The sequence below is a fragment of the Acetobacterium carbinolicum genome, from assembly GCF_047456275.1.
In the GTDB taxonomy this organism is placed as follows: domain Bacteria; phylum Bacillota; class Clostridia; order Eubacteriales; family Eubacteriaceae; genus Acetobacterium; species Acetobacterium carbinolicum.
Map to the genome: position 1 here is coordinate 1,724,847 of NZ_CP173357.1, position 16,689 is coordinate 1,741,535.

The 16,689-nt window shown below is 40.6% G+C and carries 19 protein-coding genes; all 19 read left to right on the forward strand.

Going from position 1 to position 16,689, the window contains the following annotated elements; genetic code table 11:
- Nucleotides 1-9: 9 nt before the first annotated feature.
- Nucleotides 10-519: a cupin domain-containing protein gene (locus ACIZ62_RS07955; protein WP_111887099.1), complete on the forward strand. Its 510-nt coding sequence runs from the start codon at nt 10-12 to the stop codon at nt 517-519.
- A 160-nt stretch (nt 520-679) separates the two neighbouring features.
- A complete protein-coding gene (locus ACIZ62_RS07960) occupies nt 680-964 on the forward strand; it encodes a BMC domain-containing protein (RefSeq protein WP_111887098.1) in 285 nt (94 codons plus the stop codon).
- A gap of 117 nt (nt 965-1,081) precedes the next feature.
- A complete protein-coding gene (locus ACIZ62_RS07965; RefSeq protein WP_111887097.1) occupies nt 1,082-1,426 on the forward strand; it encodes a BMC domain-containing protein in 345 nt (114 codons plus the stop codon).
- A 10-nt stretch (nt 1,427-1,436) separates the two neighbouring features.
- On the forward strand, nt 1,437-1,871 hold the full coding sequence (locus tag ACIZ62_RS07970; protein WP_111887096.1) for a EutP/PduV family microcompartment system protein: 435 nt from the start codon (nt 1,437-1,439) through the stop codon (nt 1,869-1,871).
- 8 nt (nt 1,872-1,879) lie between these two features.
- Nucleotides 1,880-2,461: an ANTAR domain-containing response regulator gene (locus ACIZ62_RS07975; protein WP_111887095.1), complete on the forward strand. Its 582-nt coding sequence runs from the start codon at nt 1,880-1,882 to the stop codon at nt 2,459-2,461.
- Complete coding sequence (locus ACIZ62_RS07980; RefSeq protein WP_111887094.1) at nt 2,458-3,936, forward strand: histidine kinase N-terminal domain-containing protein; 1,479 nt, start codon at nt 2,458-2,460, stop codon at nt 3,934-3,936. The genes ACIZ62_RS07975 and ACIZ62_RS07980 overlap by 4 nt, the downstream gene beginning before the upstream one ends.
- Before the next feature lie 291 nt (nt 3,937-4,227).
- Entirely contained in the window at nt 4,228-5,667 is a 1,440-nt protein-coding gene (eutA, locus tag ACIZ62_RS07985) for an ethanolamine ammonia-lyase reactivating factor EutA (RefSeq protein ID WP_414151651.1), read from the forward strand.
- A 229-nt stretch (nt 5,668-5,896) separates the two neighbouring features.
- Nucleotides 5,897-7,264, forward strand: coding sequence for an ethanolamine ammonia-lyase subunit EutB (eutB, locus tag ACIZ62_RS07990; protein WP_111887093.1), 1,368 nt, complete (start codon nt 5,897-5,899; stop codon nt 7,262-7,264).
- 18 nt (nt 7,265-7,282) lie between these two features.
- Nucleotides 7,283-8,185, forward strand: a complete 903-nt coding sequence (eutC, locus tag ACIZ62_RS07995) for an ethanolamine ammonia-lyase subunit EutC (protein WP_322519773.1) — start codon at nt 7,283-7,285, stop codon at nt 8,183-8,185.
- 21 nt (nt 8,186-8,206) lie between these two features.
- Nucleotides 8,207-8,863, forward strand: coding sequence for an ethanolamine utilization microcompartment protein EutL (gene eutL, locus ACIZ62_RS08000; protein ID WP_111887091.1), 657 nt, complete (start codon nt 8,207-8,209; stop codon nt 8,861-8,863).
- 4 nt (nt 8,864-8,867) lie between these two features.
- A complete protein-coding gene (locus tag ACIZ62_RS08005) occupies nt 8,868-9,455 on the forward strand; it encodes a BMC domain-containing protein (protein WP_322519772.1) in 588 nt (195 codons plus the stop codon).
- Nucleotides 9,456-9,458: 3 nt separating this feature from the next.
- Complete coding sequence (locus ACIZ62_RS08010) at nt 9,459-10,964, forward strand: acetaldehyde dehydrogenase (acetylating) (protein ID WP_111887089.1); 1,506 nt, start codon at nt 9,459-9,461, stop codon at nt 10,962-10,964.
- A gap of 21 nt (nt 10,965-10,985) precedes the next feature.
- Nucleotides 10,986-11,279: an ethanolamine utilization microcompartment protein EutM gene (gene eutM, locus ACIZ62_RS08015; RefSeq protein WP_111887088.1), complete on the forward strand. Its 294-nt coding sequence runs from the start codon at nt 10,986-10,988 to the stop codon at nt 11,277-11,279.
- Between the two features lie 68 nt (nt 11,280-11,347).
- A complete protein-coding gene (locus ACIZ62_RS08020; protein WP_111887087.1) occupies nt 11,348-12,112 on the forward strand; it encodes a cobalamin adenosyltransferase in 765 nt (254 codons plus the stop codon).
- Between the two features lie 93 nt (nt 12,113-12,205).
- Complete coding sequence (gene pduL / locus ACIZ62_RS08025; RefSeq protein WP_111887086.1) at nt 12,206-12,847, forward strand: phosphate propanoyltransferase; 642 nt, start codon at nt 12,206-12,208, stop codon at nt 12,845-12,847.
- Nucleotides 12,848-12,898: 51 nt separating this feature from the next.
- Nucleotides 12,899-13,585 carry a hypothetical protein gene (locus ACIZ62_RS08030; protein ID WP_111887085.1) on the forward strand — a complete coding sequence of 229 codons (687 nt, stop codon included), beginning with the start codon at nt 12,899-12,901 and terminating at the stop codon, nt 13,583-13,585.
- A gap of 65 nt (nt 13,586-13,650) precedes the next feature.
- Nucleotides 13,651-14,661 carry a DMT family transporter gene (locus tag ACIZ62_RS08035; protein ID WP_111887084.1) on the forward strand — a complete coding sequence of 337 codons (1,011 nt, stop codon included), beginning with the start codon at nt 13,651-13,653 and terminating at the stop codon, nt 14,659-14,661.
- A 64-nt stretch (nt 14,662-14,725) separates the two neighbouring features.
- Entirely contained in the window at nt 14,726-15,007 is a 282-nt protein-coding gene (locus tag ACIZ62_RS08040; RefSeq protein WP_111887083.1) for a DNA-binding protein, read from the forward strand.
- Between the two features lie 198 nt (nt 15,008-15,205).
- A complete protein-coding gene (locus ACIZ62_RS08045; RefSeq protein ID WP_111887082.1) occupies nt 15,206-16,597 on the forward strand; it encodes an APC family permease in 1,392 nt (463 codons plus the stop codon).
- Nucleotides 16,598-16,689: the final 92 nt, after the last annotated feature.

Below are 16,689 nucleotides of genomic sequence, written 5' to 3' on the forward strand. Positions count from 1 at the left end.
GACATAAAAATGAATAACAATATTGAACAGATAATCAAGGATCGAGTTTTGGATTTAAATATTTCTGAGGAACTGATAGCACAGATTGTGAATGAAGTAATGACGTCACTGACAACAGATGAGCAACAATTAAAAAAGGCCACTGAGCCTGACAGAATCAGACTGATCCGGGGCAACAGTGTGGTTTTTGAAAATTTCAATACCGGAAATCCAGATGATAAGGTTACCTTTAAAGAAATACTGACCATCGAAGAATGTCCAAACATGGCAACCGGTTTTTTGAGAATTGAAGAGTCCGCTTTTGACTGGTATTTAGGTTATGATGAGTTGGATTACATCGTAGAAGGAACATTGGAGATAACATATGACGGGAAAAAGTTCACCGGCCATGCCGGCGATGTTATCTTCATTCCAAAGGAAACGGCTGTTACATTCAGTTCACCGGATCATTGTAAATTTTTCTTTGCAGCATATCCCGCTAATTGGCAGGATCTGTGCGAAGATAAGCAATCGAATTAAGGTTATCAGCAAAGATTTCAAATGAAAGTTATTGTATCTGGTCAGATACATCATGACGAAGAGGTGCAGTCGTTACAAATGTGTTGCATCCGGGGTCAATGGTTCTCATTGAAATAAGAGTCAATACTCTGAAAAATAAGAAAATATTCAGGAGGAAAAAATGAGTACAACAGATGCATTGGGAATGATTGAAACAAAAGGTTTGGTAGGCGCGATTGAGGCTGCTGACGCCATGGTTAAAGCGGCAAATGTCAGATTAATCGGAAAAGAGCAAATCGGCAGTGGTTTGGTCACCGTAATGGTCAGAGGCGATGTGGGTGCGGTGAAAGCTGCAACGGATGCCGGGGCAGCCGCAGCCTCAAGAGTCGGCATGCTGATCTCGGTACATGTTATTGCAAGACCGCATGAAGATGTGGCGATGATTTTACTACAAGAAGCCAACTAAAGAGAAATAAAAATTAAGAAATGAATAGAAATTATAGTTAAAGTGTTGACAATTAAATAGTTATTTAATATCATTATAAAATAATCAGCGCTTTAACTAACATAGGAGAGTTCAAGAATGAATGAGAATGTCCAAAGAGTGATCCAGGAATACGTTCCGGGAAAACAGGTTACGTTAGCGCATATTATTGTAAATCCCGATAATAGCATCTATAAAAAATTAGGACTGGAAGAGAACCATAATTCGATTGGAATCCTGACCATTACACCCAGTGAGGCGGCCATCATCGCAGCGGATGTTGCGGTAAAATCAGGTGATGTTACCATCGGCTATGTCGATCGCTTTAATGGTTCCCTGGTGATTGAAGGCGATGTCGGTTCGGTGGAAGCATCTGTCGAAAGCGTTCTTCAGACATTGTCTCTGTTACAGGGCATGTCAATCCCAACAGTGACACGATCTTGAGGTTGAGCCAATGAAAAAAGTTATGTTTATCGGGCCATCAGGAAGCGGTAAGACAACTTTGTATCAACGAATGGGGTCTTTCGATATCGATTATGACAAAACCCAGGCTATTGAATTTCATAAAAATGTCATCGATACACCCGGAGAATACCTGGAAAATCGTGGTTACTATTCAGCGTTGCAGGTGACATCTGTGGAAGCAGATGTGGTGGCCCTGGTAATGGACTGTAAAAGCCGGTCCAATGTGTTTCCGCCGGGTTTTGCAAGGATGTTTACTAAACCAATCATTGGGATTGTGACCAAGATCGATCTGATGCTGGATGAAAAGGATTTCAGTTATGCAGAAGATTCACTAAGGTTATCGGGGGTTAATGAAATATTTAAAATTTCATCATTGAAAAATAAGAAGATCGCAGAGTTAAGAAAATTTCTTGAGTGGAGTTGAGGTTAGTTATGAGAATTATCGTTGTCGAAGATGAACCGGTAACCCGGATGGATATTCGGTGTATACTTGAAGATGCCGGATTTGAAGTTCTGGGTGAAGGGAAGGATGGTTTTGATGCCATCAATTTATGCACAAGCTATCATCCGGATATGGTGCTGATGGATATTAATATGCCTAATTTAGATGGCGTCAGTGCTGCCAAGATAATTCGCAGAGATAAACTGTGTAAGTGCGTCGTTTTTCTGACCGCATATTCCGACGATATATTTATTGAGGGCGCTAAAAAAAGCGGCGTATTTGGTTATGTTGTCAAACCAATCGATGAGAAGAGTTTGCTGCCGACAATAAAAATCGCCTATGCAAAATCACTTGAGTCCGAAAAAAATGAGCAAAAATTAAATGACATTACCAAAAGACTGGAAGATCGCAAAATGATTGAGAAGGCAAAAGGATTTTTAATGCAATCCGGAGGCCTCGATGAGGACAGCGCCTATAAAAAACTCAGATCACTGAGTATGGAAAAAGGCTACTCACTCCGGGTTATCAGCGAAACGATACTGTTACAGGCACAAAAAGGCGAAAAGAAATGAAGTATAAATGCGACCGCGAATTTATTATAAAACAATGTAAAGAGTTTACGCTGTTAAACAATGATGAAATCGAAGCGATAATTGACGTGGCTAAAATTCTACCATATTTTAACGAAGGATTTGACGGGGAGTCGTTTATTGATATAAAGGTACACGATAAAGATCTGGCGGTAGTGGTTGCTGAATCATATAAAAAAAAGAAATCAATATATGTTGACTCGTATTTAGGCGATATTATTTACCGTGAGAATGAACCGGCAGTATTTCGTTCATTTGATCTGGGAGTAACCACAAAAGATATCATTGGTATGAGTTTTGACCGTAACAAAAAGAAGATATGGACAAAACAAACAGTTGTGCCGATCATGCACAATAATAATGTCGTGGCCACATTAATACTTGAGAAAATACTGGATTTAAGATTGACCGTGGTGCCAGGGGCGCCATTACAGCGATCCCCGGAAAACGAAAAAATCGAGGAGCTATGGAGTTCGATTTTCGGTAAAAGCAATGAAAATGAAGCCTTGCAATTGCGCGAGGGTATTTTAATATTCGACGAAACCGGTCATTTAAAATATTTTAATCAACGGGCAGTTAAGATGTATCAGGAACTGGGGTTTAAATCCATTGAAAATCAACATTTTGATAACCTGAACTACACAACAAAGAATTTTGACGATGTTCTATCGAATATCGAAGGGACCTTTAGCAATAATGATGACAACCGTATCATTATTGAAAAAAGTTATGACGGAAAGGTGGCAATCGGCGATAAATTTTATCGCATTCACATCATTATCCGGATGAAAAAGACGGTTGATGTGATTGTGTTTATTGATGATATTACAGAAATGAGAAAATATGAAAAAGAAGTGAACAGTTATTTGGTGAGTTCACATGAAATTCATCACCGCATTAAAAACAATCTGCAAACGGTGGCTTCTTTACTGCGGTTGCAAAGTCGAAATGCTAAGGATCCAGAGGTAAAAACCATCTTAAGTGACAGCATCAACCGGATCATGAGTATTGCGGTCACCCACGAACTTTTAGAAAAAAAGTCAAATAATCTGGTTTCGGTTCAAGAAATGCTTGACAAAATAAAACAAAACATGATATCATTCGTCGCAACAGCTAATAAAGAAATTGAAATATCGGTTAAAGGTGCTGACTTTTTTGTTGACAGTGAAAAATCGACAGTTATTGCTTTGATTGTAAACGAACTGATTCAAAACTCGCTGAAGTACGCATTTCCCAATGGGGGTGTCGGTCACATCGAAGTGACAACTGCAAGTGATGGAAAAATCAAGATGATTGAAGTAAAGGATAACGGAATCGGTTACAAATCTGGAGAGAAAAAAAGAAGTGGTCTGGGTCTCAACATCGTTAAGGCTTATGTTTATGAAAAACTGCTGGGCAAATTAATTATTGAAACCGGAGATGAAGGTACCACAACTTCATTTGCCTTCAAATTATAAATTAATATTATAAATTGCGATGAAGCAATTATTTTAGGCGACGTAGCTTAAAGTTTGAATATCTAAAGCAGGTATTCAAATTTTAAGCTACTTTTTTTACTCAGACTGTTTAAGAAATCGAATAGCAAAATTTGACAAAAAAATAAACATTGCATTGCAAAGACGTAATGTAAAAAAGCGACGCAGCTTAAGGGATAAATATCAACTAATTGATGTTTATAATTTAAGCTGCGTCTTTTTTTTCAATGTTAGCGACATGGAAAATCATACTGGATCAAGAGGGAGAAATACATGGAAAACTTTAAAAGACAGGAAATTCTCAGTGTCGGAATAGATATCGGTACTTCAACCACACAGTTGGTTTTTACAAAAATTCTGCTGGAAAACATGGCATCAAGTTTCAATATCGCCCGGATAGAAATTATTGGCAAGCGGATCGTGTACCGCAGTGAAATTTATTTCACGCCTTTGACATCGAATGATCGCATTGATATGAATGAAGTCATGAAAATCATCGACAGCGAGTTTGCCAGGGCCGGAATTGCGAAAAAGGATATCGATATCGGCGCGGTTATTATTACCGGAGAAACCGCCAGACGGGCGAATGCCAGTGAAGTGTTACACAAACTGAGCGGTTATGCCGGAGACTTTGTGGTAGCAACGGCAGGACCGGTTTTAGAAAGCATCATTTCTGGTAAAGGCGCAGGTTCAGACAAGATTTCCAAAGAACACAACAACGTCGTCGCAAACATTGATATCGGCGGAGGAACCTCGAATGTGGTTGTTTTTGATCACGGGGAGACAGTCAGCACCGGGTGTCTGGATATTGGCGGTCGTTTAGTCAAGATGGATAAGCAGGGAAAGATAATCTACATCAATGAAAAAATAAAAAAAATCATTAAAAACGAAAAACTCGATATTGCATTGGGTCAGACTGCCAACGAAAACAGCTTGACAAAATTAGCGAAAATAATGGTTCATCAGCTTGAAACCGTTGTCGGAATTACGCCCCAGGATCACTACTACGATATGATGCTCACGATTGAAGATATGGTAATCAAGAACCCCATCAACTATTTAACATTTTCCGGCGGCGTCGCAGACATCGTCTACCACTACGATGAAAAAGAGGATGTTTTTAAATACCAGGATATGGGAATAATTTTGGGACGAGAAATCCGTCGTTCGGATTTATTCACCAAATTAAAGGTGATGAATGCCGAAGAAACCATTCGCGCTACCGTTGTCGGAGCGGGGTCACATACTACCGATATCAGCGGCAGTACGGTAACATACGATAAGTCAGCCTTACCCATTAAAAACATTCCGATTGTGAAAATACCATTTACGGATAAAAACAGTATCAGTGAAATAGCAGATGAGGTAGCAAAACGCATTGAATGGTTTAAACTGGAAGATGAATTTCAGATGGTTGCGATTGCTTTTGAAGGCATCAATTCACCTTCTTTCAAGGACATAGTAGCCTGTGCCGAACAATTGATCAACGGTTTGGAGGCGTTGATCAGGCATAATTATCCGATTATCGTCGTTTCCGAAAAAGACATTGCAAAAGTGCTGGGACAGACGATTAAGCGGCTGTTGAATAATGATCATCACGTGATCTGCATTGACGCTGTGACCGTCAGCGACGGAGATTACATCGATATTGGCAATCCCATTGCCGGCGGGATGGTATTACCGGTTGTTGTAAAAACATTGATTTTTAAATAGGGGACACAGGAATTTCCAAAGACATCAAGGCCTCTTTTGCAGGATGAGCAAATTGGCGGATGTGACTAATCCGATTATTCAAATTAGTCGCGACAGTTTAGTCAAAGGTTGAACTAATCAAAGTAGCGGTTAGTGGAAACAATAACCGGCACTTTGATTAGTTAACTAAAAGCTAAACAAAGTATTGATTGTCATATGTATGATAATCCAAAAAATAAGGAGTGAAAGTATGAAATTAAAAACCGTATTGTTTGGAAGAACCTACCAATTCAAAAATGTTAATGAAGTCCAGGCGAAAGCAAGTGAACAGAAATCCGGGGATCAGCTGGCAGGTTTAGCTGCAACTTCAACTGAAGAAAGAGCAGCAGCAAAAATAGTGCTGGCAGATATGTTGTTATCTGATATTCGCAATAATCCGGCAGTTCCCTATGAACTTGATGATGTTACCCGAGTCATTCAGGATCAGGTTAATGAAGCCGTGTATAAAGAAATTAAAAACTGGACCGTCGGAAATCTTCGGGACTTTATGATGTTGTACACTTCAACCGGTCCGATTATTCAAAGAATTGCAACCGGATTGACAGCAGAAATGGTTGCCGCCGTTACAAAAATCATGTCAAATATGGATCTGATTTATGCCGCGAAAAAAATCGATAATGTTGCTACCTGTGTCACCACCATCGGACAACGTGGTATTGCCGCAAATCGTGCCTTACCGAATCATCAGACCGATGATATTGACGGCATTTTTGCAGAACTCTATGAAGCGCTTGCCTATGGTGTAGGGGATGCGATGCTTGGCTTGAATCCGGTTCAGGATACCGTGGAATCAACAACTTTCCTACTTCAGAAACTATATGATTTCCGAATGAAATGGGAAATACCGACCCAAAACTGTGTACTTGCTCATATTACAACGCAGATGGCCGCCCTTCGTAAAGGCGCACCGTTAGATATGATTTTTCAATCCATTGCCGGAACCCAAAAGGCCAACGAATCATTTGGTGTAACCACCACCATGCTTGATGATGCTTATGATCTGGGAAAACGCGAATGTATTTCCGGTGGGAAAAACATCATGTACTTCGAAACCGGGGAAGGTTCAGAACTATCCTGCGACGCCCATCTGGGAGTTGATATGCTTACCCTGGAAGCCCGCACCTATGGTTATGCCAAACGCTATGATCCTTTTTATGTTATGTCGGTAGTCGGATTCATCGGACCGGAATATATTTATGACTCCGTTCAACAATTACGAGCCGGTCTGGAAGAGCATTTTATGGGAACGTTATCACTATTCCCAATGGGTGTAGATGTCTGTTACACCAACCATATGCCGGCCAGTCAAAATGATTCCGAAAACCTTGCATTATTACTGGCTCACGCTGGGATGCCAGCCTTTGTAACCGCACCAATGGGTGACGACATCATGCTTAACTATCAATTATTGGGAAATCACGACTGGCAAACACTGTTGGAATTATCGGGAATGAAACGAGTACCTGAATTTGAAAAATGGCTGCAAAAAATGGAGATTCTCGACCAATACGGTATGTTTACCGAAAAAGCCGGCGATGCTTCAATATTCTTAAAATAAAAAGAAGGGGTGATATAAATGATAAATGAAGCTATTTTAAAAGATACGATTCGCGACATTATTAAAAATGTTATTCAAGAAGAATTAAGCGAAGCAGGAACCGGTTCTGTAAAGAACCAGGTAATTAAGTCTGCCACGGCAGGCAGCATTGATGATGGTTTTGTCGAAGATGTGACTGTGGCAACCATGCAGGAAACATTCTTTATTCCCAATCCATACGATCGCGATGGATATATGAAAATGAAAGAATTTACGTCCGGTCGATTAGGTATTTGGAGAGCCGGTCCAAGACCTTTAACCAAAGCCTATATGAGATTTTTAGCCGATCACTCGGCAGCTCAGAATGCGGTATGGTCAGATGTTGACGTAACCCTGGTCGAAGACCTCGGATTCATCAAACTTTCTACAATTGCTGCGGATAAAGCAGAATACATCAAAAACCCTAACACCGGAAAAAAACTGACCGATGAAGCGGTAGAAACCGTCAAAAAAAATACCGTTAAGAATCTCAATGTGCAGATTGTTTTTGTCGATGGATTAAGCTCACGGGCCATTGAAAAAAATGCCGCAGATTTTCTTCCCGCTCTACAGCAGGGACTGGACTCACTGGGAATCACATACTCAACACCGTTCTTTGTCACCAATGGCCGGGTTGCCATCGGCGATGAAATCGGCGAAATAACAGATGCTGACGTAATTGCCGTATTCTGTGGCGAAAGACCAGGATTAAACTCAACCGGGTCTATGGGAGCATATATTACCTATAAACCAACAGTTGGTATGGAAGAGGCCAGAAGAACGGTCATTTCCAACATTCATGAACTGGGAACCGCACCGGTTGAAGCAGGTGCTCAAATAGCTGAGCTTTGTCAGACCATGCTCAAGAATAAAATGTCTGGTGTGGATTTAAAATTAGTATAAATTGGATAGGAGGATTAATTAGTGTTAGGAGAAATTATACGCGCTAATGTTGTGTGCCAGAATATTATTCCAAATGTCAGTGAAGATTTAGCTAAGGCGCTTAATCTTAAACCGCATCAACGCAGCCTGGGCCTGATTACAGGTTCCATCGATGATGTTACATTTATCGCTCTTGATGAGGCCACAAAAGCTGCTGATGTAGAAGTGGTATATGGGGAATGTATGTTCTCGGCATTTGTCGGAATTTTTACAACCTTTGCCGGGGAAGCATTTGGTATATTGGCCGGCGAAAATCCGGCTGAGGTAAAGAGCGGCCTGGATGCATGTGCTCATTATATCGAAAACGGAGCATATTTCGTCAATGCCAATGAAAAAGGTGAATCTATTTATTTAGCTCACTGTATATCAAGTACCGGCAGCTATTTATCGGAAACTGCGGAGATACCAGCCGGAATGCCGTTGGCTTATTGTATTGCCCCACCAATTGAGGCAATGTACGGTATTGATGCCGCACTAAAAGCAGCGGATGTAAAAATTTGCAAGACATTTCTACCGCCGACAGCGACATCAAACTTTTCCGGTGCCTTGATGAGCGGTTCACAATCGGCATGCAAAGCGGCCTGCGACGCGTTTGCCCAAGCGGTTCAATACATTGCCAATAACCCGATAGTAGGTTAAAATAATGACTTCCGTCGGTATAATTGATACAGTCGGTTTTGTGGGAGCTGTGAATGCCTTGGATACATGTCTTAAAACCGCTGATGTTGAATTTGTAAGGTTTGATAAAATGTCAGGCGGCATTGTATCCATCATCATCACAGGGGATGTAGCAGCTGTATCGGCCAGCGTTGCCGCAGGGGTAGAAGCGGCAAATCTGGCAGGGAAATGCAGAAAACATACCATCATTGCAAGACTAGACGATCAGACCCAAAAAATGCTCTGCCACAGTAATTCATCCGGGCATGAAGTTGTCAACAACGCTGCACCTACGAAAATTACTGTAATGGAAAATCAGGAAGAGCAATGTAGTGTAGTAGAGAAGTTAATTGGTGAAGACGCGATCACTGAAGATAAATCGTCAACATCCGTGTCGAATGATAAAGAGTATAATTACTCGGAAGAATCCCTGAATCTGATGACCGTTTCCAGGTTAAGAAAATTAGCCCGTGATATAAACATTAAAGGCATCAGCAGAGAAAAAATCAAAAGATCCCGTAAATTTGATCTGATCGCAAATATTTTAAATGAATTAAAAGAAAAGGAGGAATAAACTGTGCAGTTAGTAGACAAAGATTTGTTATCAATTCAAGAAACCCGCCAGTTGCTGAAAAATGCAAAGACGGCACAGACAAAACTTGCCCAAATGAGTCAGGCAGAAATTGATTTCATTTGTGCAGCGATCAAAGACGCGGCCATGCAAAACCTCGAAAAACTGGCGAAATTAGCAAATGAAGAGACTGGATTTGGTGTGGCCGAAGATAAAGTGATTAAAAACTATTTTGCTTCACAAGTCGTATACGACAGTATCAAAGACATGAAAACAGTTGGCATTGTCAGCAGCGATGAAATCAAAAAAATCTATGAAGTGGCTGTGCCAGTAGGCGTCGTGGCAGGATTAATTCCATCGACGAATCCGACATCGACAGTAATTTATAAGGCGCTGATTTCCATAAAAGCCGGGAATTCAATTGTTTTCTCACCCCATCCAACGGCTAAAAATTGTATCATCGAGACAGTGAGAGTGATTAAAGAGGCGGCTATCGCTGCCGGCATGCCTAAAGACTGTATTGGGTGCGCAACGATTATAACTCTGGAAGGGACCAATGAGTTATTAAAGAATATAGACACCAGTTTGATTCTGGCAACCGGTGGTGAGGCAATGGTAAAAGCTGCTTATTCATCTGGAAATCCTGCAATTGGTGTCGGACCTGGAAATGGCCCGGCATTTATCGAAAAAAGTGCGGACATTCCCCATGCCATCAAACAGATCATCGATTCTAAAACCTTCGATAACGGCGTTATCTGTGCATCAGAGCAGTCCATTATCATTGAAAAAGAATCTGAACAGGAAGTTCTGAGAGAACTCAAAAAACAGGGCTGTTATATGCTGACATCAGCGGAGAAAAAACTTCTGGAAAAAATAATGCTGACACCCAAGATGACAATGAATCCTAAAATTGTCGGTAAAACAGCTTTATATATTGCTGAAATGGCTGGGATCAAAGTTCCGGCAAACACAAAAGTTCTGATTGGGCAGGAAACCATGGTTGGACACAACATCCCATTTTCAAGAGAAAAGCTTTGCCCGATCTTAGCTTTTTACATTGAAGACACCTGGCCAAAAGCCTGTGACAGAGCAATTGAGATTTTGACGAAAGAGGGTGCCGGTCATACCATGATCATCCACTCGAAAAATGAAGAAATTATCAGAGAATTTGCGTTAAGGAAACCCGTCAGTCGATTATTGGTCAATACCGCCGGAGCATTAGGCGGCGTGGGAGCGACAACCAATTTACTGCCGGCCTTTACCCTGGGATGCGGTGCAGTGGGCGGAAGTGCGACATCCGATAACATCTCGCCGTTGAACTTACTCAATTTGCGACGCGTCGCCTATGGGGTCAAAGAACTGGCTGAAATACGAAACAGTATTGAATGCGCTAAAAGCAATTCAGTCGAAAAAACAGTAAGCGAAACGGAACTGAATCGAGCAGTTGAGAATAAACTCGAAGGTATTACCGATTTAATTTTAGAAAAACTTAGAAATCAATTAAATATTTAATTTTACTTGGAGGTAAATAAAATGGCAAACACAAATGCATTGGGAATGATTGAAACACGTGGTTTAGTAGCAGCGATTGAAGCGGCAGACGCAATGGTAAAAGCAGCAAACGTTACATTAATCGGAAAAGAACAAATTGGCAGCGGACTGGTAACCGTCATGGTCAGAGGCGATGTTGGTGCAGTAAAAGCTGCAACAGATGCCGGTGCTGCCGCAGCCGAAAGAGTTGGCGATTTAGTTTCAGTACATGTTATACCTCGTCCGCATGCGGATGTTAATGAAATGTTGCCACAGGAAAAAGGTTCCAATAACTAGGTCGATTATTCAGTTGATTTAAGTGATATGGGTTTCATATCACTTAAATTTATTAAGGAAGTGAACCAATGAATTTAATAACTGAAGATGGCATAAAAAAAATAATTAAAAGCGGCGAATCGATCACCGATAGTGAATTGCGACTTCCCCTTAAGTCAATGTTAACCCCATCGGCAAAGTCGGTCCTAGCAGATCATAAATTAAAGCTGGTGTTAATCGATGATGACATCGAAAAAAACCTAACTACCAGCGTAATGGAAAATGCCGGAGTAATGGCAGCAAAGAAAATTGGCAAGTTCAACTTAGAAAGTGGCGGTTTTTTAGACGAAAAGCCTGAGCACATGACTCAGCTTTACGGGAATCTTCTTGTCGGCAAGGATCATAAACGGATTAAACTCAGAGGCGAAGTCGATGTGTTAATGGGTGAAATCATGAAAGTTCAGATTCGCGCCAATGAACTCCAATTGACTGACCTGGTTTCGGATTTGCAGGAAGTCTTTGACTATATCGGTGAATTATCAAGATCAGAAGTTTTAAACGAAGCACTTGACACCAGTAAGATATTAGGGTTTAATCAACAGGAAATCCGCGATATGTCACATAATCCTAAAAAATACTTTGGTCGTGAACACTTATTTAATATTACATATAAGCTGGGAGAAATTCCAATTCTGCTCAATTCCCTTCGGGCGTTGATCAGAAAGACAGAAATCGCCTGTTATGAAGGGTTTAAGCTGGCAGATGGCACGGTGGGAAGAATCGACCTGATCCAGGGATATAACCGTTTATCCTCGGTTATGTATATTATTATTTTTAAGCATTTAGATCATTAATAGGTAATTGCGAAATTTAAAAGAATAGAACTATATTTGCTTTGATGTCAGTTTTCACAATTACCTAAGATAATTAATACTGAAAGGCGAGAGATGAGCGATCAAATAGAAAAAATCGTTGATATTATTTTTGAAAGAATCTATACCAGATTAAAAAAATCAGGCTATATTGAGATTGAAGCCTCAGGACGCCATGTGCATTTGTCTAGGGTCGTAATCGATAAACTCTTTGGCAAAGATTATCAGCTGACCAATATCAAGACGTTGTCACAACCCGGTCAATTCGTCGCCAAAGAACGGGTGATCCTTATCGGCCCGAAAGGCCAGCTCCAAAATGTTGTGGTATTAGGTCCGGAAAGAGAAAAAGTTCAGATTGAAGTTTCAAAAACAGATGCTAAGGTCCTGGGTGTTAATGCACCGGTTCATGAAAGTGGCAAATTAATGGGAACAGCGCCTATCGAAATCAGTGCGAACGGAAAAACAGTATATCTCAACGAAGGGGTACTGGTGGCGGAAAGACATATTCACATGTCATCGGAAGATGCTAAAAATTTATCAGTAAAAGATGGTGATCGCGTGAACATTGAGGTGAATACCGATCGTCCGATGATTTTTAAGAATGTGAATCTCCGGGTTTCCAATAAGTTCGACACCTATATGCATATCGATTATGATGAAGCAAATGCCTGTAACCTGGGGAGAAGAACATTAGGCTTAATTGTAAAAGCAGAGTAGCAATAAACAGACCTCAGATGTTTTACAATTAGCTTAGAAAGGAGTGAGTAAATGAACCTTGAACTGATAACCAACGAAGTGTTTAATCGTATAATTGAAAAAATTAATCAGCATCAAACAGAAATTGAAGCGATTCCGGGAAAAAAGCTTCTGCAATGCGATGACATGGCAATGGCAATCCCCGGATATGAAGCAGTAATGTTAGATACACTTAAAGATAAAAATGATTTTCTGGGATATGAATTTTTGGTTATAAGTAAACTAACAGTCGATGAAATGTCCGCTTCGGTCAATGGCGTTGCCATTAATGATAAAACTAGAGCATTACGCCAGTTTTTATTAACCGGGAAAGATGTTTATGTCCTCGAAGAAGGTCTTGAATACCGGATGTACAAAGCAATTGCAAATCCGGTCTTTTACAATGTATTCAGAGATCATGAAAAGCAATTGGAATTGTGCGGCGTTCGCATTATGAGCAGTGTGGCCCTGGAAAGCATGCTCATTTCCGAGGAAAAGGCAGTATTGCCGAAAACTGAGAAAAAAGAGACCCGGGCAGAGCCGACTATTGTCAATGGACTAACCACGGTCAAATACAGTACAGTGAAAAAATTAATCAACTATGAACTGGCAAAAAAGCTTGCGGCAGAACCAAACATCGTTTTAAAAATCGGGACATTGGTGACGCCCTATGCAAACGATGTGTTTAAAGAAAGCAACACAACCATTACCTTTATTTAACCAGATCAAAACCCTTAAAAAATAGCTCAAAATGATTATAATAAAAAAGAAACAGGAGAATTTCAATGAATGAAAATGTCAAAGGCCGGTTGCACAGAAAAAATCTTAAGTATGCTAAATACGGTATTGCATGGGCAGTAACGGCAGGATTAACCTATGGTGTGGGACCCACATTTCAAACATTTGCAATGGGAGAGGAACCATTTGCTACGTTAGCATTAATGAGTTTGATGTTAATACCAATGATTATGGCGGCAATGCAAGATGGTATAGCAGCAATTCTTGTTTTTCTAAAAAATGCACAGGCAGGCAAACATCGCGAGTATCTTAGAATTGCCTCAACAAAGCCGGGACGATTTATTATGCTGGCAGCATTCTTTGGCGGACCATTGGCACTTGGCAGCTATATGGCAGCGGTTACCTTGTGTGGACCGGTGTATTCCCTTATTTTCACGGCCATGTTACCCGCCTTTGGGGCACTGGCTTCACGATTGTTTTTAAAAGAACACATAAGCGGACGAGCCTGGGTGGGAATTGGTTTAGCTGTTGCAGGCGCAATTACCGTAGGCTGGATTCCACCATCAGGGGAAGCTTATCCCCACTTTTATATAGGTGTAATATTTGCATTGGTATGTGCAACTGGTTGGGCATTAGAAATGGTTGTTGCAACGGCAGGAATGGATTTTGTTGATCCGGAAATTGCAATTGGGTTCCGTTTTGTTATTTCAGGATTACTGTCATTTTTAGCTATTCCAATTGTTTCAGGGTTGGGACTCGTTTCTTTTGGGTACTTCTTTGAATCAATAACATCATTATCAGCGGTATGGATGATTGGTGCAGCTATATTTGCGGGAGGCAGTTACTATTTTTACTATCGGGCAGGAAATGCTGCTGGGGCGGCCCGGTCGATGGCAATTAATCCAATCATGACAATTAGTGCTACTGTTTTAGGTGTTGTTATTTTTGGTGCGACATTGCAGATTAATTTCTTTGTTGGTTTAGTTATCTTATTAGTTGGTTGTGTACTGGTAGTTGGGAAACCATCAGAGTTAATTTCGTTAAGAGATATTACGTAGATAGAAACATTCTCAAACTATACTACAATTATATTATTTAAAAATAGAAAGCAGGAGTTGAATTATGAAAGCGCCAGTAAGATTTTATATGATCAATTTATTGATTAAGAATAAAGAGGGAATGACTCCCCAAGAATTTCATACACAATTGAAACCCATATATGGAAATGAAAAACAATGTAACGAGACGGCCATTGACGATCATTTGATGTCGATGAAAGGTGTTGGTTTGGTGGAAGTTAAAAATGCGGTAGAAGACAAAGATAATAACCTGGTTGTTACTTATGCGATTACTGAATACGGCGCTACCCGGGCACAGAAATACATACCGGAATTTTTAATTTAAACACCTGATCATAAACTTTAAAGCAACATAATTATAGCAAAATGCTAATCAAAAATTGTCCCGCTTTATGTTAGCGACAATTTTAGATTGGTGTTTTGCTACCTTTTTAATCATTTTTCTGATCGACACTCAAAAATACGTAAATTAAAGGATTAAAATGAATAAATATCAATCAATAATGCTACAGAAAGGTAAAATATGAATACAAATAAAATTAGTTGGAAGCAAGGTTTGGTTATCGCATTAGGTGTGCCAATGTTAATTCTTCCCAATATCGGCTATTTTGCAGGTTACGTTGGCGTATTTTCAATCATTGTTTGGATGCTTTCAATCTCCCAGGGTTTTCTTCAAAACCTCGCCTATGGAGACTTTGCGCTGATGTACCCCGAGGCCCGGGGCTTGCCGGGTTATGTTCAGGCAATTTTTAAAGGGAAAAATTCCGAAGACTATGATATCAACAAATTTATTGGCGGATTTAGCGCATGGGGTTATTGGATGGCCTGGAATCCCGTTTTAGCAATATTTTCACTTCTGATCGGAACATATTTACATGGCATGATACCGGCTCTGGGCGGTTTTTCTGAAAAAGCGATTTCACTGGTGGCCGGAGCCGTTATATTTACAGTCTTAATCGGTATTAACAGAAAAGGTTTATCCGGAGGTGCCATGATTGGGAATATTCTAGCAGTGGTTGCATTGATCCCACTCGTCGTTCTTTCGATCGTACCCATTGTAACGGGACAGTTTCAGTTAAGCAACATTACCGCTGTGAGCTTATTTCCGGAAACATGGAGCTGGAATATTTCACACATCCTGATATTGCTGGGAATAATGGCAATGGCTCAGTGGAGTGCCTGCGCCTGGGAAACCGCAGCAGTCTATGCTCCGGATTATGAAAAACCCAAGAAAGATTTACCGAAAGCCTTATTCTTCTGTGGACTGATCTGTCTGGTAACCTTCGTGCTGGTCCAAACTGCTTGTGTTGGGACACTGGGAATACAGGGAATTATCGAAGAGCCTTATTCACCAATGCTTTTAATGGCAAAGATGTCGTTTGGCAGCGCAGGTGTATTTGTAACTGTCATTATGCTCATGGCATCGATGATTTTAATCATTCAGACAGCCTTGCTTGGTTCAGCCCAGGCGATGCAGTCAATGGCGGTGGAAGGTAATTTGCCGAAAGTATTGACAGAAACAAATAAATACGGGGTACCTGTCAAGGCCATGATTTCAATTGCTATTTTGAATTTTGTTTTGATTTTTATTGGAACCCCATCGGCGATTGTCGCCGGCTCGGCGATGGGCTATGTTATCGCCAATGGCATCACCCTTTTTGCTTATTTTAAAGCCAAAGGAGACCAAAAAATACTTGCGCCAAAATGGTGGAAATATGTCGGACTTGGTTTTTGTATGTTGAATATTCCCTTATATCTGGCAGGGATTTTCTATATCAATAAATTGGATTATGGTATCGCCCCGGCTTTAATTGGGGTTCTCGTACTTTTCCTTTTTGTTCCTTTCTGGCTTTATGCAAAGAAAGAAAATGCAGATAAAAAAGTGGTGCGGGAAGTTGATATAAAAACAAATTAATAATCGCCCCCACCCACGAACCGAAACAAGCGTATTGATTTTAAGCAACCGTCATTTCACTCCTGTAGGGGCGGGTATTACCCGCCCGTAAC